Source organism: Inquilinus limosus, assembly GCF_002195995.1.
Classification (GTDB): Bacteria; Pseudomonadota; Alphaproteobacteria; order DSM-16000; family Inquilinaceae; genus Inquilinus; species Inquilinus limosus_C.
Window position 1 is genome coordinate 93,580 of record NZ_NHON01000001.1, and the last position, 23,904, is coordinate 117,483.

At 64.2% G+C, this 23,904-nt stretch carries 25 protein-coding genes and 1 pseudogene; 11 read left to right on the forward strand and 15 right to left on the reverse strand.

Features of this window, described 5'->3' with window-relative positions; translation table 11 throughout:
- Nucleotides 1-1,044 (reverse strand): ABC transporter substrate-binding protein, encoded by a 1,044-nt coding sequence (locus BWR60_RS00415; protein WP_230982904.1) that lies wholly within the window; start codon nucleotides 1,042-1,044, stop codon nucleotides 1-3.
- A 214-nt stretch (nucleotides 1,045-1,258) separates the two neighbouring features.
- Here BWR60_RS00415 and BWR60_RS00420 point away from each other — a divergent pair, with 214 nt between their 5' ends.
- The 5 genes and pseudogenes from BWR60_RS00420 to BWR60_RS00440 all read left to right on the forward strand — a co-directional run.
- Nucleotides 1,259-2,320: a LacI family DNA-binding transcriptional regulator gene (locus BWR60_RS00420; RefSeq protein ID WP_088149237.1), complete on the forward strand. Its 1,062-nt coding sequence runs from the start codon at nucleotides 1,259-1,261 to the stop codon at nucleotides 2,318-2,320.
- 39 nt (nucleotides 2,321-2,359) lie between these two features.
- Complete coding sequence (locus BWR60_RS00425) at nucleotides 2,360-2,860, forward strand: NUDIX hydrolase (protein WP_088149037.1); 501 nt, start codon at nucleotides 2,360-2,362, stop codon at nucleotides 2,858-2,860.
- Nucleotides 2,861-3,560: 700 nt separating this feature from the next.
- Nucleotides 3,561-4,844, forward strand: coding sequence for a tyrosine-type recombinase/integrase (locus BWR60_RS00430; RefSeq protein WP_429912993.1), 1,284 nt, complete (start codon nucleotides 3,561-3,563; stop codon nucleotides 4,842-4,844).
- A gap of 433 nt (nucleotides 4,845-5,277) precedes the next feature.
- Complete coding sequence (locus tag BWR60_RS00435) at nucleotides 5,278-6,453, forward strand: Fic family protein (RefSeq protein ID WP_088149039.1); 1,176 nt, start codon at nucleotides 5,278-5,280, stop codon at nucleotides 6,451-6,453.
- 215 nt (nucleotides 6,454-6,668) lie between these two features.
- Nucleotides 6,669-6,839 (forward strand): annotated as a pseudogene (locus BWR60_RS00440) (transposase domain-containing protein); the annotation flags it as partial.
- 86 nt (nucleotides 6,840-6,925) lie between these two features.
- Here BWR60_RS00440 and BWR60_RS00445 read toward each other — a convergent pair.
- The 5 genes from BWR60_RS00445 to BWR60_RS36785 all read right to left on the reverse strand — a co-directional run bounded on the left by BWR60_RS00445 (nucleotide 6,926) and on the right by BWR60_RS36785 (nucleotide 11,321).
- Nucleotides 6,926-7,588: an indole-3-glycerol phosphate synthase TrpC gene (locus BWR60_RS00445; protein WP_088149040.1), complete on the reverse strand. Its 663-nt coding sequence runs from the start codon at nucleotides 7,586-7,588 to the stop codon at nucleotides 6,926-6,928.
- A gap of 239 nt (nucleotides 7,589-7,827) precedes the next feature.
- Entirely contained in the window at nucleotides 7,828-9,267 is a 1,440-nt protein-coding gene (locus BWR60_RS00450) for an FAD-binding oxidoreductase (RefSeq protein WP_218823243.1), read from the reverse strand.
- Nucleotides 9,268-9,277: 10 nt separating this feature from the next.
- Nucleotides 9,278-9,826 (reverse strand): hypothetical protein, encoded by a 549-nt coding sequence (locus BWR60_RS00455; RefSeq protein ID WP_088149041.1) that lies wholly within the window; start codon nucleotides 9,824-9,826, stop codon nucleotides 9,278-9,280.
- An 11-nt stretch (nucleotides 9,827-9,837) separates the two neighbouring features.
- A complete protein-coding gene (locus BWR60_RS00460; RefSeq protein WP_088149042.1) occupies nucleotides 9,838-10,680 on the reverse strand; it encodes a hypothetical protein in 843 nt (280 codons plus the stop codon).
- A gap of 362 nt (nucleotides 10,681-11,042) precedes the next feature.
- Nucleotides 11,043-11,321, reverse strand: coding sequence for a hypothetical protein (locus BWR60_RS36785; RefSeq protein WP_088149043.1), 279 nt, complete (start codon nucleotides 11,319-11,321; stop codon nucleotides 11,043-11,045).
- Between the two features lie 412 nt (nucleotides 11,322-11,733).
- Here BWR60_RS36785 and BWR60_RS00470 point away from each other — a divergent pair, with 412 nt between their 5' ends.
- The 3 genes from BWR60_RS00470 to BWR60_RS00480 all read left to right on the forward strand — a co-directional run bounded on the left by BWR60_RS00470 (nucleotide 11,734) and on the right by BWR60_RS00480 (nucleotide 12,819).
- Nucleotides 11,734-12,174: a VOC family protein gene (locus tag BWR60_RS00470; protein ID WP_179221565.1), complete on the forward strand. Its 441-nt coding sequence runs from the start codon at nucleotides 11,734-11,736 to the stop codon at nucleotides 12,172-12,174.
- A gap of 246 nt (nucleotides 12,175-12,420) precedes the next feature.
- Complete coding sequence (locus BWR60_RS00475; RefSeq protein WP_088149045.1) at nucleotides 12,421-12,633, forward strand: type II toxin-antitoxin system VapC family toxin; 213 nt, start codon at nucleotides 12,421-12,423, stop codon at nucleotides 12,631-12,633.
- Nucleotides 12,634-12,819, forward strand: coding sequence for a type II toxin-antitoxin system VapC family toxin (locus BWR60_RS00480; RefSeq protein ID WP_088149046.1), 186 nt, complete (start codon nucleotides 12,634-12,636; stop codon nucleotides 12,817-12,819).
- Nucleotides 12,820-13,540: 721 nt separating this feature from the next.
- On the opposite strand, the gene BWR60_RS00485 is transcribed toward BWR60_RS00480, so the two are convergent.
- From BWR60_RS00485 to BWR60_RS00510, 6 genes are all read right to left on the reverse strand, one after another.
- Nucleotides 13,541-13,882: a putative adhesin gene (locus BWR60_RS00485; RefSeq protein WP_088149047.1), complete on the reverse strand. Its 342-nt coding sequence runs from the start codon at nucleotides 13,880-13,882 to the stop codon at nucleotides 13,541-13,543.
- Nucleotides 13,883-14,190: 308 nt separating this feature from the next.
- Nucleotides 14,191-14,790: a cytochrome b gene (locus BWR60_RS00490; RefSeq protein ID WP_218823244.1), complete on the reverse strand. Its 600-nt coding sequence runs from the start codon at nucleotides 14,788-14,790 to the stop codon at nucleotides 14,191-14,193.
- A 19-nt stretch (nucleotides 14,791-14,809) separates the two neighbouring features.
- Complete coding sequence (locus tag BWR60_RS00495) at nucleotides 14,810-15,958, reverse strand: porin (protein WP_179221566.1); 1,149 nt, start codon at nucleotides 15,956-15,958, stop codon at nucleotides 14,810-14,812.
- A gap of 285 nt (nucleotides 15,959-16,243) precedes the next feature.
- Nucleotides 16,244-17,677, reverse strand: coding sequence for an amidase (locus tag BWR60_RS00500; protein ID WP_088149049.1), 1,434 nt, complete (start codon nucleotides 17,675-17,677; stop codon nucleotides 16,244-16,246).
- Nucleotides 17,634-18,752 (reverse strand): iron-containing alcohol dehydrogenase, encoded by a 1,119-nt coding sequence (locus tag BWR60_RS00505; RefSeq protein WP_088149050.1) that lies wholly within the window; start codon nucleotides 18,750-18,752, stop codon nucleotides 17,634-17,636. Before BWR60_RS00505 ends, BWR60_RS00500 begins: the two co-directional genes overlap by 44 nt.
- Before the next feature lie 61 nt (nucleotides 18,753-18,813).
- Nucleotides 18,814-19,977 (reverse strand): VOC family protein, encoded by a 1,164-nt coding sequence (locus tag BWR60_RS00510; protein ID WP_088149051.1) that lies wholly within the window; start codon nucleotides 19,975-19,977, stop codon nucleotides 18,814-18,816.
- Between the two features lie 269 nt (nucleotides 19,978-20,246).
- On the opposite strand from BWR60_RS00510, the gene BWR60_RS00515 reads away from it, so the two are divergent.
- Nucleotides 20,247-21,161, forward strand: coding sequence for a LysR substrate-binding domain-containing protein (locus BWR60_RS00515; protein WP_088149052.1), 915 nt, complete (start codon nucleotides 20,247-20,249; stop codon nucleotides 21,159-21,161).
- Nucleotides 21,162-21,304: 143 nt separating this feature from the next.
- On the opposite strand, the gene BWR60_RS38580 is transcribed toward BWR60_RS00515, so the two are convergent.
- Nucleotides 21,305-21,514, reverse strand: coding sequence for a hypothetical protein (locus BWR60_RS38580; RefSeq protein ID WP_429912994.1), 210 nt, complete (start codon nucleotides 21,512-21,514; stop codon nucleotides 21,305-21,307).
- Between the two features lie 25 nt (nucleotides 21,515-21,539).
- Complete coding sequence (locus tag BWR60_RS38585) at nucleotides 21,540-21,824, reverse strand: transporter substrate-binding domain-containing protein (protein WP_218823245.1); 285 nt, start codon at nucleotides 21,822-21,824, stop codon at nucleotides 21,540-21,542.
- Here BWR60_RS38585 and BWR60_RS36790 point away from each other — a divergent pair.
- Nucleotides 21,811-21,963 carry a hypothetical protein gene (locus tag BWR60_RS36790; RefSeq protein WP_179221559.1) on the forward strand — a complete coding sequence of 51 codons (153 nt, stop codon included), beginning with the start codon at nucleotides 21,811-21,813 and terminating at the stop codon, nucleotides 21,961-21,963. The two genes, BWR60_RS38585 and BWR60_RS36790, sit on opposite strands and share 14 nt — an antisense overlap.
- A 582-nt stretch (nucleotides 21,964-22,545) precedes the next feature.
- A complete protein-coding gene (locus tag BWR60_RS00525) occupies nucleotides 22,546-23,100 on the forward strand; it encodes a winged helix-turn-helix domain-containing protein (protein WP_179221567.1) in 555 nt (184 codons plus the stop codon).
- Nucleotides 23,101-23,155: 55 nt separating this feature from the next.
- Here the strand turns inward: BWR60_RS00525 and BWR60_RS00530 are convergent, their stop codons facing one another.
- A complete protein-coding gene (locus tag BWR60_RS00530) occupies nucleotides 23,156-23,803 on the reverse strand; it encodes a response regulator transcription factor (protein WP_088149240.1) in 648 nt (215 codons plus the stop codon).
- Between the last annotated feature and the right edge of the window lie 101 nt (nucleotides 23,804-23,904).

A 23,904-nucleotide genomic window follows, 5' to 3' on the forward strand; every position in this document is an offset into this window, starting at 1 on the left:
TCAGCCGCCGTTCTTCACGTCCTTGGTCCAGCGCGACAGCAGCCGCGTCCGCTCGGCCGAGGAGCCGTACTTCTCGAAATCGTAGTGGATCAGCTTGATGTTGCTGGTGTCCGGCGATTCCGGCGGCACCGCGGAGGCGGTGTTCGACGGCACCTGGAAGCTGCCGTTCTTGGCGGCGATGGCCTGCGCCTCGGGCGTCAGCGCCCAGTCGTAGAATTTCTTGGCCTCGTCCATGTGGCGGGCGCCCTTGATCAGGCTCATCGACCCGATCTCGTAGCCAGTGCCTTCGCAGGGCGACACCACCTTCACCGCCGGCGACTGCTTGGCGGCGTTGATCAAATCGTGCTGGAAGGCGATGCCGACGATGGTCTCGCCGCGGCCGACCGCCTGGGCCGGCGCCGCGCCGGCGCTGGTGTACTGGTCGATGTTCTTGTTCAGGCCGACGAGGTACTCGAACGCCTTGTCCTCGCCCATCAGCTGCACGATGGTCGCCAGCATGGTCCAGGCGGTGCCGGAGGAGTTCGGGTCGGCCATCTGGACCTCGCCCTCGAATTCCGGCTTCAGCAGGTCGGACCAGCAGGCCGGGGCCGCCAGGCTGCGGTCCTTCAGCTCCTGCTCGTTGTAGCCGAAGCCGAGCACGCCGAGATACAGCCCGACCGTGCGGTCGCCGGAGCGCTTGGCCTGGTCCTGCGCCCAGTCGCGCAGCTGGCCCAGCGCGGGCGACTTATAGGGTTCGGTCAGCCCGTCGGCCGCCGCCTGCAGGTGCGGGTCGCCGGTGCCGCCATACCAGATGTCGCCGCGCGGGTTGTCCTTCTCGGCGCGCAGCCGGGCGAAGATCTCGCCGGCGCTCTGCCGCGTCATGTCGACATGGATGCCGGTCTTCTCCTGGAAGGCGCTGGCCGCGGCCCGGCACCATTCCTCGTTCACGCCGCAATAGACCACGACCGAGCCTTCGGCCCGGGCGGGCGCGGAGCGCAGCGCCATGCCGGCGACCAGCGCGACCGCCGCGCAGGACAGGGCAGCCGTCTTCGATGTCATGGGCATCGTCATTCCTCCCCAGCATTCTTATTGCAACCGAGTGCAAATGCTGTTCGACCAATCCTGTTTCGTCAATGACAAATTTGTGACATGACTCGATGCTCATAGTCATCGGACCGGGGATAGCCATATCCACGATCAGGCATCAGCCGAACAGATCCGTTTGCACATGGTTGCAAACAGCTTATGATCACAGCATCGATTGAAGGAGCAGACCGGCATGCCCGGCCGCGACAGCACGCCACCGGACACTCCGCCACAGGAGGAAGATCTCGCCTCCCGCCGCTTCGTCGGCGCCCGCGCCGTGGCCGAGCTGGCTGGGGTCTCGCGCTCGGCGGTGTCCCGCACCTTCACCCCCGGCGCCAGCGTGTCGGAGGAGACGCGGCAGCGCGTCCTGGCTGCGGCCGAGACGCTGGGCTATCACGTCAACCACCTGGCCCGCGGGGTGTCGCGGCAGGAGACGGGGATCGTCTGCCTGGTCGTGGCGGATATCGACGCGGCCCAGCCGTCGCGCCTGACCCGGGCCATCACCGAAAAGCTGCAGGACGCCGGCAAGGTGGCCGTGCTGCTCTGCGTCGGCGGTCCGTCGGACGATGTCGCGACGACGTTGCGCCGCGCCCTCAACTACCGCGCCGACGCCACCATCGTGATGTCGGGAACGCCGGCCCAGTCGATCGTGCGCGAATGCCTGGACAATGGGCAGCGCCTGATCCTGATCAGCCGCGACGACCGGATCGTCGGCCCGGACAACATCCTGCTCGACAATGCGGGCGCGGCGCGCCAGGCGCTGGGCCTGTTCCTGCGCGCCGGCTGCCGCCGCCCGGCCGTGGTCACGACCGAGCTCGGCACCCCCAGCCTGTCGGCCCGCGCGGACGCGTTCGTCGAAGCGGCCCGTGCGGTGGGCCTCGAGCCGGCGGTGGTCCGCCTCGGCCAGATGACCAGCTACGACAACGGCGTCGGCGCCACCCGCCGGCTGTTCACGGCGGCGGAGCGGCCCGACGCGGTGTTCTGCGTCAACGACGCGACGGCCTTCGGCGTGATCGACGCGGCCCGGCACGAATTCGGCCTGCGCGTGCCGGAAGACGTCTCGGTGATCGGCTTCGACAATGTCATGCAGGCGGGCTGGATGCCGTACCAGCTGACCACCTTCGACCATCCGGTGGACGCCATCGCCCGCCACGCCGTCGATCTGGCATCAGGAAGCCGCGCCGCCCGGGCGGCCCCGGCCCGGATCGAGCTCACCCCCCCGCTGGTCTGGCGGCGCACGGTCAGGATCGGATGATGATGGATTTGCCTTCGACGGCGGCTGCGAGCCTGGCCGATGGGTGAGAGGACCAAGCCGAAGGCGCCGCGCCGCCAGTATGGCGCACTGCCCTATCGCTTCCGGGCAGACGGATCTCTTGAGATCCTTCTGGTCACAACGCGGCGGACGGGACGCTGGATCGTCCCCAAAGGGTGGAAGATCAAGGGCAAGAAGCCCGCCAGGTCGGCCGCACAGGAGGCCTTCGAGGAGGCTGGCGTGCGCGGCGTCATATCGGAGAAGCCGATCGGCAGCTTCGTCTATGACAAATGGCTGGACGGCGATGGCGTCGCCACCGCATGCGAGGTCCGGGTGTTCGCCCTTCTGGTCGAGCGCCAGGAGGATACCTGGCGGGAGCGCCAGGAGCGGGAGGCCCGGTGGGTGACGCCGGAGACCGCGCTGCAGTTGGTCGAGAACGAAGGTCTGAAGGACCTGATCCGCACGTCGGTCGAGGGCTTGGCGACCGCGCCAGCGCGTCTGCCACCGCCCGGACTTCCGGCCGCGGAAATACCGATGACTTAACGGGGCTTCTTACACCCGCCCGGCACCATACTTCTACCCGGCCGAAGCGACCGGCCCGTCTGCGCCGAAAGCGGAAATCTCAACGGCAGCTCCGAACCGGACATCGACGGCACGAGCTTCGACGGCGGGATGTCGCGATAGGGCTGGATCACACTCACGGCGCAAGTAAGCGTCGATGTTCGGCCTGCGGGCGGATCGCACGCATGGCTCCGGACCGGGTTGATGGAGGCGAAATGGCGAGTCGAGCTCGAAAGCAACCACCATAACGGCTGCGTCAGGGTGCGCCGCAACATGCGTCCGGCTGCTTCCCCGCTTGGACAAGCGAGGTCGGAGAAGCGGAAAACGCCCTTTGGGCGCCCGCTAAGTCACTGATTGTCCTGAGAGAAACTGGAGCGGGCGAAGGGATTCGAACCCTCGACCCCAACCTTGGCAACGGGTCCGGGCCGTTCTCGCTGCTTCCTGTCTTTATACGCCAGAACGCGAAAAACCACAACAGGTCAGTCACTTACGTTGACAGGCCGGCCGCCGGAGGTACGCTAGAGAAACCGCTGATTTCCGTTCAACTGCTTCCCCCCTGCTTCCCCGCTCATGCTGCACCTGCGTGGGGAAGCAAATCGGCCTCAGCACGGCCTCCACCGCTCACCCAAACCGCTGATCTTAAAGGCGAATTCTGGGTGAAAGGCGAGGTGAGATGCCGAGATTGACCAAGCGAATCGTTGATGCACTGCAACATGACCCGCGGCGCGACGTGTTCCTCTGGGACACCGAACTGAGAGGCTTCGGTGTCCGGGTGAAGCCGTCCGGCACCAGGACGTTTCTGATCCAGTACCGCAACGCCGAGCGCCGCACGCGCCGCTTCGTCATCGGCCAGTACGGTGTGCTTACCGTCGAACTCGCTCGCGATCTGGCAAAAAAGCAGCTCGCCAGCGTGGTCGACGGCGGCGATCCGTCCGCCAAGCGCCGGGCTGCCCGCGAGGGAATGACCGTGGCGGAGGTGTGTGACTGGTATCTGGCGGAGGCCGAGGCCGGTCGGCTCCTCGGCCGGAACAGGCGCCCGATCAAGGCGTCCTCCGTTGCCGGGGACCGGAGTCGCATCGAGCAGCACATCAAGCCGCTCATCGGGACGCGGGTTGTGAGCCATCTCCGACTCGCCGAGATCGAACGGCTGCAAGGCGATATCGCCGCCGGCAAGACCGCCCGCTCCCGACGCGCCGGGCGCGGGGGCCGGACATCGGGCGGCGCCGGCGCCGCGGCACGCGCGATCAGCACCCTCAGAAGCCTGCTCAATCACGCGCGCCGACTCGGGCTGATCGAGCAGAGCCCGGCCAACGGCGTGCGGGTGATCGCTTCCACGAAGCTCAAACGGCGACTCGGCGCCGGAGAGGTCCGCCATCTCGGAAAGGTGATGATGCAGATGGAACGCGAGGGCGAGCACCCGACGGGTTTGGCTGCGATTCGGGCCCTGTTGTTGACCGGCTTCCGGCGGATGGAGGTGCTCGGCATGCGCAAGGCGTGGCTTGAGCAGGACGGCAACTGCGTCGCCTTCCCCGACACGAAGTCGGGGCCGCAGTTGCGGGCCGCCGGAGACGCCGCAATGGCCTGCCTCATCGAACAGGCCGGCCGCAGCAGCTCGGCGTTCGTGTTTCCGGCCGACTGGGGCGACGGCCACTTCGTCGGCCTCGTGCGGGTGCTCGATCGCGTGTGCGCGAGGGCTGGGCTGACCGACGTCACGCCTCACACGCTGCGGCATACCTTCGCGAGCATCGCGGCCTCACTGGGATTCAGCGAGTTGACGATCTCGGGCCTCCTGGGACATGCGCCGCGCGGCGTCACCCAACGGTATGTCCATCTCGATACGGCGCTCGTGATCGCCGCGGATCAGGTTTCCGCGGAGATCGCGCGGCTCCTCGACGGTGGACAGGTGCTGTCGGTGCAGGAAGCCAAGATCCTTCGCGCGAAGATGATGCTTTCGGTTCCTTTGTAGAAGGGTGTGAGGCGAGGAGGATTGCGACTGCCGTCGTGCCCTCCTTGTCGCGCTCTCGTCTGCCCATTCAAGCGGAACATCGCTAATGGCATCCGACGCTGTGTCAGGGAAATTGTAAGCTTCGTGCTACATATTCAGCCAATCGGGAGTGCGAAGGTGACAATTGCCTACTCCCCACAGTCCTCCTGCTGCCGTGCGGCGCGCGTTGCGCAACCTCGGGGCGGACATCCACTCCGCGGGAGGGCCGCGACCTCATCGCCGGACCTCTCGCTGAGGAGCGGGAACGTGCCTAGCGAAGCCCACTAGGAACGGCTCCTTGACTAGCGACCGCGGCTAGTAAAGACTTCGTTACTAGTCGGATTGGCAGGGAACGCCGCCGTGCCTTGCCCATAGCCATCGGAACGATGTCGTTCCTGAGTTGAGCCGCCGAGAAATGCCGAAACGCGCCACAGGCCGATACGAAAGGGTTACTGCCGGCGGGGAGGCGGTCGACGCCTTCCTTCCCTTCGACCTGCCGCCCGCCCGGCCGACGCTCGCCATCAGCGGCACGCTGGAGCGTCGACTCCGGGAAGCCGAGCAGGCACTGCTTCGGCTCGACCTGGCCGGCGAGATGGTGCCTTCGCTCGACTGGTTCATCTACGCCTTCGTGCGCAAGGAGGCCGTGATCTCGTCGCAGATCGAGGGCACGCAGGCTTCGCTGGTCGACCTTCTCGCCTTCGAGGCCGAAGAGCAGCCCGCCCCCAATGCGGACATCGAGGAGGTCACGAACTATCTCGACGCGCTCGCATACGCGCGCGACCAGCTTTCGTCCGAGCGCGGCCTGCCGCTGTCTATGCGGCTGCTGAACGAAGCGCACCAGAGGCTGATGCGCGGCGTGCGCGGCTCCAACAAGCAACCCGGAGAGGTGCGCCGCAGCCAGAACTGGATTGGCGGCAGCCGACCAGGGAACGCGGTCTATGTCCCGCCGCCGCCGGACAAGCTCCCCCGGCTCCTCAGCGAACTCGAGAAATACATCCATGCGGATGATCCGCTGCCGAAGCTCGTGCGGGCAGGCCTCCTGCATGTGCAGTTCGAAACCATTCACCCCTATCTCGACGGCAACGGGCGGATCGGGCGGCTCCTGATTGCCCTGCTGCTGGAGCAGTGGGGGCTCCTGAAGGCTCCGCTGCTCTATCTCAGCCTGTTCCTCAAGCGCCACCGCGAAGAGTACTATCGGCGGCTCAACCTCGTCCGGTTGGAAGGCGATTGGGAGGGCTGGATCGACTTCTTCCTCGACGGGGTCGCCACGATCTCCGATGAGGCCGTCGTCTCAGCGCGCGAGTTGTTCACCCTCGTCAGCGCGGACCGGGCGCGGCTGCTTGGCACCGAGTCCGCTTCCGTCTCGGCCCTGCGGCTGTTCGAGCAGCTTCCCCGTCATCCGATCGTGACGGTCGCCTCCGCCATGAAGCTGATTGAGGCGAGCAAGCCGACCGCGACCCGCGCGATCGAAGCTCTGGCCGAGATCGGCGTCCTTATGGAAACGACGGGAAAGAAGCGCGACCGCAGCTTCGCCTATCGCGCCTATATGGAGCGTCTGCGGACCGGAACGGACTTGGATAGCCGCGGCTGAAGAGGACAGGACCGATGGCGATGGAAGCGGGAGCAGGCCCTGCAGTCGTCTTCGCAGGTTCAAATCCCGGACAGGATACCACCGATGCCCATACAAACTCGCGATTGGAGTTTAGGCTGTCCCGCAACTCAACATTTCCGAATCTGGACAGGCACCACTACGGAATGGCGTCTTGATCACCGATTTTGAAGCCAGATCATATTGTAAATTTGTGCCGCACCGCCGCCCTCTACACCATCATCGAGACGGCGAAGATCAGCGGCCTCGATGTCGAGGCCTACCTCGCCGACGTCGTCGCCCGCATCGCCGACCATACGATCAATCGCATCGACGAGCTCCTGCCGTGGCACTGGCGGCCCCTTCGTCAGACCACCCCTGCCTCCTGAGCCGCGGCCTTCGGCTCCCGCATACTGGTGACGCGAATGACGGGACCTTATGCCGGCGGCTCCGTTGTTCCCGGAGCGCATGAGCATCATGTCCGGGCCTCCTCCCGCGCCAGCAGCGCCCGGGTGGCGGCGGCGACGTCGTCGTGGCGCATCAGGCTTTCGCCGATCAGGAAGGTGGTGGCGCCCACGCGGGCCATCCGCGCTAGGTCGGTCGGGGTGAACAGCCCGCTTTCGGAGACCAGCAGCCGGTCGCCCGGCACCTGCGCCGCCAGTGCCTCGGTGGTGGCGAGGTCGACCAGCGCCGCCATGATCAAGAGGATGCAGTCGGCGCCCAGCGCCCGGGCCTCCGTGATCTGATAGGGATCGACCATGAAGTCCTTGCGCAGCACCGGCAGCTCGACCGCGTTGCGGGCGGCGGTCAGGTACTCGTCGGCGCCCTGGAAATACGGCACGTCGGTCAGCACCGACAGGCAGGTGGCACCGCCGTCGCGATAGGCGCGGGCGAGGGAAGGCGGGTCGAAATCCGGGCGGATCAGCCCTTTCGACGGCGAGGCCTTCTTGATCTCGGCGATCAGGCCGTAGCGGCCGTCCGCCTGCGCCCGGCGCAGCGCCGCGACGAAGCCGCGCGGCGGCGCGGCCCGGTCGGCGAGATCGGCCAGCCGGCCGATCTCCGCCAGCGGCACCGCCGCCTTGCGGGCCTCGATATGCCGGCGCTTGTCGGCGACGATGCGGGCGAGAGTGTCGCTCATGATGTTTCCTAATTTCAAAGGGAGGAGCCGATTTAAGGCAGATTGCCAATGCCGGCGCAGGCCGACCATGGCGACTGAGATGTTTCGAAATCGCGACTTGCGGAAGTCATCGGGCTACAAATGAAGCAGGATCCACGTGCCAGTTCCGCAATTCTGGACCTGTTCTTCGACAGAGATTGGCAACGATTGCGGGGCTATCGGCCTGGCCCCGCCACGGGCCAAGATTTGCGAAAGACCGCTTAGGATCGCCTGACGGGAATGATGTTGTGGTTCATGCGGAACAGGTTACATGGATCGTACCGCCCCTTGATTGCGGCGAGCCGGTCGTAGCGTTCGGACCCGTAGATGGCGCGCAGCTCCTCCGGGGTGGTTCCCTGCCGGGCACTGAGGAGATTGGGCATCATCTCGTCCTGCGACCATGGCGCCATCGCGTCGACGAGGGCCGTCAGCTTCTCCCGCAAGGCTGGGATCCCATCGGCTGGGCCGCCGCCGGCGCCGAAGAGCGACCAACGTGCGTTCCGACCGGCCACCGCGTTCGGAACCGTGGACGAACGCTCCAGCGCTCCGCCGAGAAGCCGCAACTCGACCAGACGCAGCGGGGTGTCCGCGTCAGGGCCGAGCACGGCGAGCAAGACCTCGGCGGCCTCGAGGGGGAAGTCCTGCAGCGACGCCGAACGCTCGACCCATGGGACGGGAACGGGCGGATCCGTGAACAGCGAACCGGTCGCGCGATAAGGCAGGTCGATCACCGTGTCCAATACCGTTGGTGCGATCCGGCGCATCGGTCTCAGCACGCGCTCAGCCGATTCCTTCGGCAGAAGCGAGGAGAACCGTACATGCATCACGAACTTTCCCCGCAAAGGCTCCGGCACCATCGGCAGCGAGGGTTGGCGAAGGAAGGCGATTGAGGAGCTCATCTCCATCGGCAAGCCGATGACCCATTCACGCCATGTGTGCAGCACCCTTGCGGCGTTCTCACCGGCGAAGAAAAGCCCCCCGCCGTAGAAACGCTCGATCGGGAACAAGCTGAACTCGAGGGCGGTGACCGCGCCGAAATTGCTCTTGCCGCCGAGCAGCGCCCAGAACAGATCCGGCTCCGAGCCGGAGGTGACCAGGCGCAGCGTCCCATCCGCGGTGACCACCTCAATCGCCCGAACGTGATCGGCGGCATAGCCGTGCATGCGCCCAAGAACCGGGCTTGCCCCGCCGCCGAGGTGATAGCCGACCACACCCACGGTCGGCGAGGTGCCGCTGGCAGGGGCGAGCCCATGTCGGTCGGCTTCGTCGAGCACCTGCCGCCAACGGGCGCCGCCTTCGACGCGGGCGAGGCTTCGGGCGGGATCGATCCGGACCGCGTCCAATCGGGACATGTTGATCAGGACCGCTCCCTCGGCGGACCGGACCATCTGATGCCCCGTCGCGAGGACGGCGATCGGCAGGCCCCGTTCCGCAGCGAACTGCACGGCGGCTTGCACATCGGCCACGCAGGCCGCACCGACGGCCACGGCCGGCCGGACCGGGCTCAACAGGTTGAAGGTGGAGCATTCGGACTGGTAGCCCCCATCATCGGGCAGCCGAACGGGCCCGACGATCCGGTTCGCCAACTCGGCCGTTTCGGCCCGGCTCAGCGCTGCCGGGCCGCTCGCTGGTTCAGACATGCTCATCGGTCTCGACTTCATCTGTTCGGCCTCACCTGTGAGCGCGCAGCGGCCCTGCGGGGGCGACGGTCTGAGATCCGAGGCATTCCTGCCGGAGCTGGTCACACCGCCCCTGGCCTTCCGTGAACCGGGAGAGCGCCCCTTCGAGCAGGACCAGCGCTTCTCGCCGTCGGTTCCACGCGATCCGGAAGCGGGCCAGCGACGTCGCCGCCCAACACTCCCAGCTCGGTGCCTCGTGTTGCTGCCCACAGGCGATCGCCTTCTGATAGCAGGCTGCCACGAGGCCGTCCTCGCGCCCGATCGCGAGCATGATATCGGCCTGGGTGCGGATCAGCTCCGGCAGGAGGTAGGTCGGTGAAACGAGCGCGGCGTGATCAACGCGCGCGGAGATCGTCCCGAGCGCCTCCTCGATCCGGCCGATGCGCGCCAGACCTTCCGCATAGGCGCGCAGAGTTGCCGTCAGCACGACGTCCTGCTGCTCTTCCCGCAGCGGGCCGAACGGTTCCCGCAACAGAGCAAGGTCCGTCCCCGTCTCCCCGCGAGCGAGCAGCAACTCGCCCCGCAGCGCCTGCGCCCCCATGAGATACGGTTTCAGCCGATGCCTCGTCGCGAGGTCAGTGAGCGCATCGATCGCCTCCTCTGCCCTGACCAGGGCCCGCAGCCAGAGGATGACAGGGGTGGTGTAGAGATAAGTGATGCAGAGCGAGACCGGGGCATCGGCTCGATCGACGCGTCGAGAGCCTCGTTCGCGTAGTGGATCGCCCTGTCCGGCCTTCCCCGGGGCCAGGCGGCCCAGGTTCGCGTGATGATCGCCCGCCGCCCGTTGTCGAAGCCGAAATAGTGGATCTTGCGGTTGCCGAGTTCGTTTGCGTGCGAGAAGCCTTGATCGAGGATCTCCAGCCCCAACCGCTGACGGCCGATCAGATGCTGGGGCGCTCTTAGCATCCATTCGGTGGCGACGGTCTCGACGGCATCCCTGGATTCGCCAGCCACGGCATTGAAACATTCCGCGGCCTCCAACGCCGCCGCGAAATCGTCCCGCCGGGTGAGATAGATGTTCAGTCCTGCCAGCAGGCGCGGCTGTGATTGCCGCGCCCCGAGTGCGACGCCCATCTCCAGGGCCTGGTGGATCACGTCGTCCAGGCAATAGTCGTTCTCCGAGGTGTGCATCAAGGACAGCGCGAGAGCTTTCTGAAACCTGAGGCCGCGCAGCGATATCCGGTCCCTCTCATCGATATGAGCCAGGGCTGTGCTGCACCATGTCAGGCATTCATCCGGCATCGAAAGATCCAGCAGCATCCTGGATGAATGTGCGGCCAGGGTGATGCCGAGATCAGCCTCCCCGGTTGCGGAGAAGCGCCATTCCGGCGCGGCCCGAATATCCTCGGTGAACGATTCATGGGTCAGACGGCTCCGGTTGCTCTCGGTGTCCACGCATCCTGCAGATCATTGGTCGGACATTCGGTGATAGGAATTGGCATTTTTGCGAAATCAAGATGGACGAACTGCATGATGGTTGAGACCCGAGGATTGGGTTGGACACTGAGCCAATCTTTCCGCCGAAGCGCTCATCGGGCGATCAACCTTTCCAGCGCGATTGACGGATCACGCCGCAGAAGTTGCCACGATAGAAATGCGGATACTTGTCGGCGAGCACATCGGCGTTGACGTTGCCGAAGATCGTGTCCGGCTTGTGCCTGTTCCCGTCGTAGAAGGCCTGGATGATGTCCTCCTAGAAATTCGGAGTCCGTGGGTATGCGCGCACGACCACCTTGCGCTGGAGATCCGGAAACTGCTCATGGGCAATCCCCAAGGGCATTCATCTCGACGCCGGCCGTGACCAAGGGGATGCGGGGCGGGGCGTGGTGTGCAGGGCAATGGCGTTCAGACCAATCGATATCGCCCGGGGCGATCGCTCGCGCCTTCAGGAAGTCGCGGGCGGCATTGACGCCGTCGATCTCGAAGCGCTCGGCCTGGCTGTCATGCTGGGGCGTAAGCCTCATTGCGTGGAACATCGCGCCGGCATAGAGAATCAGCGCATGGGCTAGGAGGCGTTCGAGGCCCTGACGGCCCACTTCCCTCTGCCCACACCTCGGATCACGCGCCCCTGGGCGCCACGTGCAGCCTGACGCAGGTCATCCTCGGGAAGAGCCAGGTGCGGGAAAGCCGCACGCCCGGATCTGTGAGCGCAAGGCCGAATGGCCGAGCTACTCGACCACGACCACGTGCAACGACGTTCTGAGCCAAGGTCGCCCGTTTACCTGGTCAATCTATTCCGGTTCATCCGCCGGCACCTGCACAGAAATGATGCACGGGGCGGGCATCCAATGCCGACCACGTTCGTTTAACTCAATCTCCTGAGAGTCAGCCTCTGCGTGAGCTGGCATCAGATGCCAGCTCAATTTCATATGTAACTGTTTACTCCATCGATCCAGAAATGGAATCTATGCAATAAAGGAAAACTTACCCTGTCGAATGGAGTCTAGGATGATCTCGCATTTTCAGACAGAAAACTACATACACCACATTGCTCTGCGCGTCCCAAACGCTGAAGCAAGCAGAGATTGGCTGATGTCTTTGATAGGCCTCAGAGTAGATCGAGAGTTCGAGCACAATGGCCTGTCTTTCATTTTCATGTCATTCGACAATACAAAAGGTATTGCAATTGAATTGATCGGCGGCCCAACAGGCAGCAAACCAAACGCTTTGATCAGTGCCATGGAAGCCGCTCACAAACCGGGGTGGAGCCACATCTGCTTTTCCGTTCAGAATGTCGACGCTGTCATTCAGAGAATGAGAGACAATGATCAGAATATTCTTATTGATCTAATGGATGGGCCGCCAGGCAGCAATGTGAAAAAGGCCGCCTTCGTGACGGACCCTTGGGGAAATATATTCGAGTTTGCGGAAATTTCAGAGCCATCGTGATCTATTTTGTTTTGATGTAATAGCAATCCCGTGTGGAGAGACGACTCACGGAGCTTTACACCGTGCCAGGCTTGCGGCGCGGTGGCGCCACTGAGCCTCAGCGGGACAAAAGGCATAACCGTCATCGGGTTGAAGCGTTGTTGCTGCGGGTGATACGGCGGAGCAGCTGTTGTCGGCCAATATAGGTATGCGGGAGCCAAAGGCCGCGGCTCAGGAGGCAGGAGTGGCCTGACGAAGGGGCCGCCAATGCCACAGCAGGAGTTCGTCGATGCCTCCGCCATCATCGCTGGCGAGGACGATGCATTGTCACTCGCGGCCCGGCTCAGCCAGGCGCCGCGCGTCTACGTCTCGCCGATAAGCATCTATGAGGCGGTCACCGGCCTCGCTCGGAAGTGCGCCTGCCCCATCGAGGATGCAGAGGCGCTGGTGCAGGAGTTCGTGACTGAGACGAAGGCCTAGGTGATCCAGATCTCGGCCTCGATCGGTCAGGAGGCTGCCGCCGCATTCAACTGCTACGGTCGAGGGCGTCGCAAGGCGGACCTGAACATGGGCGACTGTTTCTCTTACGCTTGCGCGAAGGCCTACAGGCTGCCGCTGCTGTTCAAGGGAAGCGAATTCCCTCACACGGACATCGCAGTCGCCTGATCGAGGAGTGGAGGATCGACTACAATGCCCACTGGCCGCAGACCAGCCTTGGCGGCCTAACCCCAACGAGTTCGCAACCCGGTCCCGAGCGGGCCAGATCAAAAACAGAGTCCAGTTATGAGCGAGGGCATATCGGGGGCAACGTCAGGAGCTGCCGCCGCGACCTTCGGCACCTCCTGAGGCCCCCACCGGGTCGACATCCGCAGCCATTTGAACAACAGGTTGGCGTTCACACCGTGCCGCCGCGCCAATCCCGTCGACACCGCTCACTCCTCAATTAAGTGTCCACCTAAAGTAGGTGGACACTTAATTCTAAAGCCTCAGCTCCACCGACAACAGACGGCCATCGGTACCCGCGTACGGCGAGGGCGTGCGTCGCGGGTCGCGAGGGAAGGCTGAATTGGGAGAACAAGAACAAAACAGGCCGGCCTGGTCCTATTTCGTGGCGACGTAGGTCGGGGGCGTCGGGCTCCACGGATAGCCGATCGGGCTGCGACAGAACATACAGTGGAATTCCCGGATGGCTGGCCTCTGATGCCACGACCTGTTGAAGCACCGATTTCAGCGACATGTCCCGCGCCCAGAACCGGTTGCGGATCGTGACGATGTGGCAGAACCTCATTTTGTCGAGGACCGTCCGCAATCTGGGATCCTGCGCGATGATCGCGGGATTGGACAAGTCCGCCCAGATCGTTTCTTCCTGTCGGATGTGGCTCCTGATCTAATCATAGGTCTCCACTGGCGGCTTGAAGAGCGACAGCTTCGAATGACGCCCCTGATACTTGGTCGGAATGTAGTCCGGAACTCCCCTATGGTCTCCAGAATATTCGTCCACCACCTTCAGATGCCTGTTGTAGGCCTGCAGCCCGGGATCGGACAGCACCGTCCCGTGCGGGTTGTAGAAGCAGACCTTCAGATCCGAGGCGATCGAGGACAACTGGAACAGCGAATTGTCCTTCTGGTAACCGCCATGTGCGCTGATGATGCAGACATTCCCGCCATGTGGGTGCTCGAAGATTCGGATGCTCTCCCCGATCTCGTGCTCTCTGTATGTGGTGGTCATCATGTCTCCGATATGTGATGTCCGACCAGGCTACCTCCGCGATTGTGTCGTTCCGGCTACAGAAAGAACTCCAGCCGTCCAAAGATGCGTTGCATGTGCAATCGAGGGCGGACGGGAGCCTTGGAGGTGCGGGCGGGCCATCCTCTACTTCTGCGCTCAGGCAGTGAGCTGCGCCAGAAGGGTGCCGGTCTTGTCGTCCTCGACCTGCACCACTTGCTGGTTCGGGCCTTGGCTGGGTCGTTCCGGCTGGTACCAACACCGGCACCCGCAACCACGAGCGGCAAGCGCCAGCGATGCTCTGCCAACCGTCACCGGGCGGTTTCGCGCTCGAACCACATCCGGCGCAGCAAGCCATCGCGCAGGGCATAGTGGTGCACTAGCGCCGCCGCGGCGTGACCGCCGGAGAGGATGATGAGGACCCAGGCGTTCCATTCGTGCAGCAGGCCGATCACCGTGCGGGCCTCCAGCGGCAGGCCGAATGGGTCGGGAATGACGAACAGCCCGAAATAGGGCAGCGGCTGGTGCTGGGCCCAGCGCAGCAGGAAGCCCAGCACCAGCTGGCCCGGCAGCAGGATGTAGAAGGCCCAGTGCACGAGACGGGAGGCGTGCTGCGCCAGCTTCGGCCCGGCATGCGGCAGCCGGCGGCCGCGGGCCAGACGCCAGAGGATCCGCGCCAGGACGATCCCGGCCAGCGTGATGCCTAGGGAGAAGTGCAGATCGATCAGGAACAGGCGCGGCGGTGTGCGGCGCTCGAGCTGCTGCCAGATATGCGGCAACGCGAACATCACGATGACGAGCAGCGCCGTCAGCCAGTGCAGGATGATCGTCGCGGTGTCGTAGCGGCTGCGGTCGTCGGGCGGTGCGGAGGCGGTCATGATCGGCTCGCGGTCCTGGGTGGTGGATGGCATTCGGGGATGCGGGCCGGCGCTAGAACAGCACTTCGACGCCGGTGAAGAGGTCCGTGCTCTCCCAGGTCTCCCCGGAGCGGTAATCCTGCTTCTGGTAGAAGATCTCGACATAGGTGCCGAGGCCCGGCACCGGCCGGTACAGGAAGGCGGCCCCCGCGACGTCGTTCCGCTTGAGGTCGACGCCATCGGTCTCGGGAGAGTTCAGGCCATTGCCGGGCGGGACCCAGGTGGCGGAGTAGTAGCCGCTGATCGCCGCGTCCCCGAACGTGTAGGACAGGTCGACGGACACCGTGTCCATCGCGGTGTTCGACAGGGCGATGCTCTCGTTGTGCACCCAGTTGACGCTGGCGCCGACATGATGGGCCAGCACCTGGCCGCCCAGGCTGAACACGGCCAGGTCGTTGCCGTGCCGGTTGGCCTTGGAGACGATGCCGTCACCGGTGCCGGCCGTGCCGCCGACCGCGTAGGAGCCCTGGTCGAACTTGCCGCGATATTGCAGGCCGACCGTGACCACGTTCTGGTAGACGGTGGCGTCGTCGTCGATCAGGTCGTCGCGGCCGCCATTGCCGTCATGCGGCCGCCCGGGCCCGGCCTTCGCGCCGTCGACCGGGGTGAAATCGACCGCGAACTGGAAGCCGCCGAGCGATGGCGAATTGTACTTGATCTTGGTCTGGCGCGAGACGGCGGACTGGCCGCTGGGGTCCAGCGCGAAATAGTCGCTGCCGCCAAACTGGAACAGCCCGTCGAGGCCGTCGCCGAAGCCGCCGTTCAGCCCCAGCTCGGAATGCACCGCGTCATGGGCGTAGAAATAGCCGATCTCGCCCAGCACCGTCGGCGCGTCACCGAAGGTGACGGTGCCGAACGAGCCCTTCAACCACAGATAGGTCCGATTGGCCTGCGCGCCGGTGCGGCGGTCGACGCTGTCGAGGCGGATGCGGCCGCCATACTCCAATCCTGAATCGGTGGTGTTGACCGCATCGAACTGCAGGCGAGCGCTGGACATGAAATCATAGTCGCGACCGGCCTTCCGAGGGCTGGTGTCGGACAGCACGAGTCCGGCCTGGAAGCCGACGAAGCCGTTCACCCTTATCTTAAAATCGGCGAGGGCGGGGACCGAGACCACCGACATCAAGGCGATGACGGCACTCCCCGACGCGATCCTCTTCATCTGGTCTGCTCCGGATACGCTGCGCCGGCACGGCGCTCGGCAGGACATCGGCTTGTCAAATTGCACTTTGACATACAAAAAGCAATCCTAGATCAGCAAGCCTAGTTTGTGGCCTTGGCCCATCGGCCAACCAGAACTCCGTTTTCACAGTCGAGGCAGCCCGACCGCTATTTCGCGCTGCGAGGGGGTAAGAGGGCCGAGAATCGGAACAGCCAGATGTGTCGCCTAAAATTTTCCAGTCAGGAGCCGCCACGGCGGACATCGCTGCATGATGACGGTGAGGCCTCACGGTCGGAGCGCGCCGTCGCCTCCCACCAGCGCTTCCACGGCTCGGGCGAAGCTCAGCATGCCCCCATCAGCCCCAGGCCGCGCCACGACCTGCAATGCACAAGGCAGATCGTCGGTGGGGCCGTGCAGGGGGATCGTGATGGCTGGAAATCCCGCGAGGTTGAACGGCGCCGTGTAAGTCATCAGCGCCTCACGGACACTGCCCGACCAAGCGCTGATCGTCACGGTGGCCTCGCCACGTCTCGGCGCGACGCAGGGACAGGCCGGCAGGACGAGGTAGTCCACACTTGTCATGGCGTGCGTCAGCCTCTCCACGAAGCGACGCTGTACTTGACGGCTGAGCGCGTAGTCGCCGATCGTCACCGTCCTGGCGCGTTCCAGCCGCTCCCGAGTTTCCGGCGTATAGCGAGTCCGCAGCGTCTCGTCGTCGCTCAGGCCGAAATGCAGCATCCCGCCTTCGGCGAGGACGATGCCGGCAAAGGCGGCGAAGACGCCGTCGAACAGGTCTGCGGCCGGAGACGAGTCGATCGGGAACGCCGAGGCCATCCGTTCGACGGCCCTGTCGAAAGCCGCAGCGACGTCGGGAGCTAAGGGCACCGGCGGGATCTCGCGGATGATGCCCAGTCGCGGCGCCACCGACGCATCGAGATCTGCCGCCTTGATCCCGAGCGCACCGGCGAGGAGGACAACATCGTCGATGCAGCCTCCGATCAGGCCCGGATGATCGAGCGTTCGCGCCAGCGGGAAGATGCCGGTAGCTGGCAGCATGCCGCGCGACGGCTTGTAGCCGACGACGCCGCACAGGGCGGCTGGAATGCGGACCGAACCGCCTGTGTCGGTCCCGAGGCTCGCGGTGACGACCCCATAGGCGATCGCCGCGGCGCTGCCGCCACTGGACCCGCCGGGGATGTGCCCGACGTGACGGGGGTTCAACGTGTCGCCGAAGTCCGGACTTGCAGTTGTCACGCCCCAAGCGAATTCATGCGTCGTGGTCTTGCCGATGATGACGGCACCGGCTTCGACCAGAGCCGTGACGATCCCGGCGTCGGTCTCGGGGACATGACCCAGATAGGCGGACGAGCCGTAGCGCGTCTCGATCCCCCGGGTATCGATCATGTCCTTGACTGCGACCGGCAGGCCTTCGAGCGGGCGCTGATGCCCGTTGCGGTAGCGCCGGCCGCTTTCGGCCGCCGCCGCCAGGGCAGGCTCGACGGCGATCACGGAGAAGGCGTTCACGGCCGAGCGGCAGGACTCAGCGGCGGCGAGCGCGCGCCGCGTCAGTTCCACAGCCGTGACCTGCCCGCCGGCGAGCGCCGACAGCGCCGCCCGGACCGGCAATGCATGGTCCGGCGGCGCCAGGATGAGACGGGATCCGTCCGTCACGGCGTCACCATAGCTCTTCCAGAAGCCGGTCCAGCCTGCTCTCCGCATTCGTGCCAAGATCCCCGACCTCGTTGGGGTAGCTCTGCTTCAGCAGGGTAGCGACCTCTGGAAGCCTGGCCCTGTCGAGATTGAACAGGCCGATGCGGTCGGGCAGGCCCAGCGTCGCGACCAGGCGGGCGATCCGGTCGGCCAGAAGCGCCGGAGCCTCGCCGGTGGAGGCCCCCGGCGCGAACAGGCCGAGCCGATCGCCATAGAGCCTGGCGCAGGCCCGGATGACCGGCGCCAGGGTGATGCAGGAGGTCAGGCTGTGCGGCAGCCCGAAGGTGCCGCCCAGGACATGCCCGATGCGATGGCTGAGGCCGTAGATGACCGATGCCGGGAAGAAATAGCAGTGCCAGGCCGAGAGCTGGAGCCCGAGGAGGTCGCCCATGGTCACGGCCCCGGATTCGAGGGCCTCGCGGACCTCGAGGGTCTCCGGCCATCGCTCCAGGATGGCGAAGAACCGCTGGACACCCCGGGCCGCCATGATGGCGTGCGGATGGTCGGCGGCGACGCGGCGCATCCCCTCGACGGCGTGATCGATGCCCTTGATGGTGGAGGAGAGCAGCAGGGACCGGGGCGTGCCGGTCAGCAGGACCGGGTCGAGCACGACAACCCTGGGCACGGTTTCGCGCACGGCGTAGCTGCGCTTGAAGCGCTGCGGGCCGGAGGTCTCGGTGATCCCGAAGTAATGCGAGAACTCCGACCCCGACAGGGTCGTCGGCAGTGCGGCGATCGGCAGGAATCGCCCCGTCCTCTGGTGGTGTAGGTGGGACACCGCCTTCGCCGCATCGAGCACCGACCCGCCACCATAGGCGACGATGGATCCGGCGCCCGCATCGATGCATGCCTGCAGGCCGCGTCGGATGCTGGTGTCGGGAGCATGGGCCTCGAATGCGGAAAGGCTTCCGACCGAGCCCTGGAGATGGGGCCGGACGAGCCGACGCTCCATCTCCTCCAGGGCCCCGACCGTGAAGACGATCGGCCGCTCGAAGCCGTGCTCACCGAGGCGGGCGAGCGTGCCGGCGAGGACATCCCCGCCCCACACGACCGCCTCCTGCGGCAGGCATGTCAACCGGTTCATGGTCATTGTTCCTTGCCGCACGGGCGCCGTGGCGGTCGTGCCCGGCGCCGGAGGGGCGGTGTCAGGGGAGGATCGGGGTCGGGGCCGGCCGGAAGGCGATGTCGCGCTCGATTTGGACGCGGCGCGCCTCCAGCCCGTCCGGGAGGCAGAGCTTGCAGCCGAGGATGGCCTCGTCCTCGTCGACCGTGAAGTCGCTCGGCGTCGACATGGCGCAGATGTGTCCGTCTGGATCGCGGAAATGGAAGACCGTCGCGTAGACGGCGTCCTGGATGGATGACACCTCGACGCCGGCCTTTTGCAGACGCACGCGCTGCTCCTCGAGCGCGGCGTCATTCTCGATCTCCAGAGTGAAATGATGGGTCAGGCCAGTGCCGAGGCGCCCGGCGGGGTACCCCGGAAGCCCGAAGAAGGTGAGCACCGAGCCTGGCGACAGATCATCGTCGCAGGCGTAGTAGAAATGCGTGCCGCCCTTCTCGTCCAGATAGTCCGTCTTCTTGATCAGGAGCAGCCCCACTGTCTCGACGAAGAACTTCTCCGTGCGCTCGGCGTTGCTGGAAATCGAGGTGATATGGTGGAAGCCGCGCAGAGCGAAGTCGTCGGTGATCACGGGGACCGGGGCGGGCCAGGTCTCGAAGGCGACCGACAGCTCGTCGCGAGCGCCAGTCAGGTTCTCCTTCGGCTGCGGGCGGAAGCCTGAGCCGAGGACCGCCTCGTCATGGCCGAAGCCCGGCTCGGTTGTGGCGATCTCGATGATGGCGCCGTCGGGATCGCGGAAATAGACCGCGTGGAAGTAGTGACGGTTGTACGGCCCGGTCACATGAACGCCGAGGTCGGTTAGCCGGCGCTTCCATTTGAGCAGGCCGTTGCGGTTGGGGACGTGCAGCGCCAAGTGATGGTTCGTGCCCGCGCCCCAGCGGCCCTTGGGATCCCCTGCACGGGGCGCGGTGATGCTGCGGGCGGCCGATACGGGGTCAGTGAAGCCCTTCTCGGGGACCATGTAGAAGATCGGGTTCCATTCGATATAGGTGATGCTGTGGCCGCGCCGTGGCTCGCCCGTGAAATTTCGGAAACCGAAGGTCACGACCGGCAAGCGCTCATCCAGATGGTGGACCGTGCGCTTGACCACTGGCAGGCCAAGAAATTCGCTGTAGAAACTCTCGACCCGCGCAAGATTTGCCGCGACGAAGGTCTGGCTATTCACTCCACTGACGATCATCTTGTCCATATCCCTACCCTTGATTGTGTGTTGAGAAGACGAAGACCGATTCTCCCGTCTCTGTGATTGCCAGGCATACGGAATGGGTCGCGGCCGACGGTGCTCGTACGCTAGTCATCTGGCGATCGGCCAAAAAGTCTGATTTTTCGAGACTTTATGTCCGATTGATTGGACGATTAAACTCGCCGCCTACGTCAGGCCCGGGGCCTCGGTCCTTGTCGAAACGTGAATCAGGCGCCGGATGGGCATCCGGGCTATGGCACGATGGAATGTAGTGAATGCTGGACCTGAACGACTTCTTCTACTTCGTCCATATCGTGGACTGCGGCGGCTTCACCTCGGCGGGCCGCAAGCTGCGCATCTCGAAATCGACCCTGAGCCACAGGATCCAACAGCTGGAGGCGGCCTTGGGCGTCCGCCTGCTGAACCGAACATCGCGCCAGTTCGGCATGACCAACGCCGGTGAGGAGTTCTACCGCCACGCTGTTGGCATGCTGCAGCAGGCGGAGCAGGCCGAGACCGTCATCAAGCAGCGATTGTCCGAGCCGTCCGGAACCGTACGCTTCACGACTAGTGTCGCGAATGCGCAATTCGTGATGCGACGGCTGATCGTCGATTTCCTGGTCAGGTTCCCGAAAGTGAACCTGGTCGAGCACGCGACGGACCGACACGTGGATATTCTCAGCGAGAATTTCGACGTGGCCATCCGCGCGCATTCCGTCCCCTTGCCCGATTCCGCGCTGGTCCAGAGAACCCTGGCGCCAGCGCCATGGTTTCTGTTCGCCGGGGCAAGCTATCTAGAGCGGAACACACCCCCCTTCACTCCGCAGGATCTGGCCAGGCATCCCTCTCTGTTCATGATGCGAAGCGGCGTCGTCCCGAGTTGGCATCTGCGCAATCAGAGCAACGGCAACCAGCAAGAAGTCGTCCTGCCACTCACGCCACGGCTGCTGGGAGACGACATGGTCTCGCTCAAGGAGGCGGCTCGGGCCGGGCTCGGAATCGTCGCGCTTCCCGGATATGTCTGCCGCGACGACGTGCACTCCGGCCAGTTGCTGAGGGTGCTGCCCGACTGGACTGCTGGCGATTCGACGATCACCGCCCTGATCCCCTATCGCCACGGGCTGCTGCCATCGGTGCGGGCCTTCGTCGAGCATCTGGCCGCCGAGCTTCCAAAATTCTTGCTTCTGTGACGTTCGCACGATCGAAGCATCACGATGGTTGCGTTGCAGCGAGCCAAGTCAGCCCCAGAACCGGCCTGGCCTCGGTGCCCCAAGTGCTTCGGACCGAAAATGTGGCGGCGCAGCCAGTAGCCGATCGACGCGGCCGGGCCGTCCTAGCCGAACCAGGCGGCGCTGAACTTCGCGTGGCTGCCGTCATGCAGGCGCAGGTTCAGCCACTGGTCGACGAAGGCCTTGAACACCACGTCGCCGCGCGGCAGCAGATAGGCCTTCTCGGCGAAGGTGAAGGGCTGGTCCGGATGCACCGCGCACAGGCCGGGGCGCAGCTTCTGCTGTAGCCGGGTCTCGCTGGCGTCGGTGATCATCACATCCGCCCGGCCGGCCAGGATCTCATCGAAGATCGTGGTGTTGTCCGGGAAGATGGTGATCAGTGCCGCCTTGATGTGGTCGCGCGCGAAGGCCTCGTGGGTGCCTCCCCGGCGGCTCGATCACCCGGACGCCGGGCTGGTCGATCTGCTCCACCGTCGCGAACTTGTCGACATTCTCGCATTTCGTGATCGGAGTCTTGCCGTTGACATCGATCGGGATGCTGAAGAAGGCCTGCTTCTGGCGCTGCAGGGTGACGCTGATGCCGCCCATCGCCATGTCGCAGGCACCGCTGGTGAAGTCCGCCATCATCGTCTTCCAGTTGGTCTTCACGAACTCCGCCTTGGCGACGGCGTCGAGCGTGTCAGTGCTGCGCCGGGACGGCAAGCCGATCTCCGAGGCGCGCGAGACCTACAAGATGCCGCGGATCGCCTTCCACTTCCGGTGAATCGCAGAAGTCCGGCCAGGAAGTTGGGCTTCTGCGACTGATGATGCCACGTCATCAGCGGCGCTGGGCGACCGCAATTTAAGACGTCATGATTGCCATCTCGCACGGTGCAACCGTCCGGATACCGTCTCGGGACATCGTGGCGAGAGGCGGCGAGGCCGACTTCTGCAAAACGAGCGCTTCGCGATGCCAGTGCCTGCGCGCTTGCGCGGGGGAACCATAGGAACAATCCCCTTTGAGTGGCTAGAAAAATAATGCCTTGCCACAATCACAACGCTTTTGAACCCTGAACCATGCCTCAAACCCTTCAACCCAGATGCAAATGATACCAAGGTATATTTAATTTATCAGAACGGAGAATCAAAATAATCAACTCGCCAATTGATTTATATCTTCCGAACGTTACATTCTTATCTAGAGGCTCATGATGCATTGACCTCGGGGCGACGGCTGCAACGAAGAAATGAAGGCTGACTGCATGCGTGAGAGTGTCGCTCAACCAAGCATCTGGCGCAATGCTGAGCGATCACGCCTCTGACGCACTTCTGCAAGCGAGGGAAGGACATGTTACCTGAGCGTGTGATGCATATCACTGATGACGGAGAGTTTTTCTTTGGTCCCTATCGCTTGATACCATCGAAACGGCTTCTGCTTCGGGACGGCCAGATGGTTGTTCTGGGAAGCAGGGCCTTCGCGCTACTGGATCTGCTCGTGCGCAAGAATGGCCAAATCGTCTCCGGACGAGAGATTCTGGAGCAAGTCTGGGCAAATATCGTCGTCGAAGACGCGAACCTTCGAACACAAATGTCACATCTTCGGACCACTCTCGGCTGCCATCCCATGTATCCGACCTATATCTCGACAATCCGCGGACAGGGCTACTCGTTCGTCGCACCGGTCGAATTCCGAGCAGCATCGCAACCGAGCCATTCGAAGCAATCGAGATTGCCAGGACGCGAGCAAAAGCTAGCCGGTCGTCGGAGAGGCTTTCACGCGCTGCGCCGTCCTCGGAGACCGAAACGCCTCATCGGAATTGTGCGCTCTATCGGTACCGACCCGAAGACGCTCGATGTCGATGCCTTCACGAACATGCTTGTGTGGCACCAGATGTTGTCAGCCCTGAAGACAGAGTCATGACCCCGGTGCGGGCTGCTCAAGCGGCCCGGGCTCGGCTATGCGCAGGCCGAGCCCGCTATGCCCGCCCCTTCACCGGAGCAGCCTGCTCGGACGTCAGGTTCAACCTGTCAGCCATCCGGGTCAGGTCTGGCAGCGACGCAGCGTTCATTTTGCGCATGACTTGGCCGCGATGGACCTTGACGGTGATCTCAGCGATTCCGAGGCCCCCGGCAATCTCCTTGTTGAGGCGCCCGGCCACAACCCATGTCATGACCTCCCGTTCGCGGATGCTCAGCGTATCGAAGCGCGTGCGTAGAGAAGCCAGCTCTCTTTCGTTCTGAAGGCTAGCACGGTCACGCGCAAGTCCGAGCTGGATCGCATCAAGCAGCTCCTGCTCACGGAATGGCTTCGTCAAAAATTCAACGGCCCCTTCCTTCATCGCCTGGACACTCATCGGGATGTCGCCATGCCCGGTGATGAAAACAATAGGCAGATGACTATTTCCATCCTTCAGATTTCTTTGAAAATCCAGCCCGCTCTGACCAGGCAATCGAACATCGAGCACGATGCACGTCGGCCGTTCCAGCTGCCTCGACTGGACGAACTCATCAACCGAGGCAAACTGCCTCGTCTGAAAACCGACGGAGCGAAGGAGTCTGCCAAGGGCCTCCCGCATCGAGGGATCGTCGTCAATGACAATGACAGTCGATGGTGTATCTGACATGTCGGCGCTCGTCGTAGATAGCAATTCAGTCCGGTCAATCCGGGGGCCGGGCTCCCGCATCGACCGTTGCTGGAAGGTATGATCATACATTACGGTTGGTG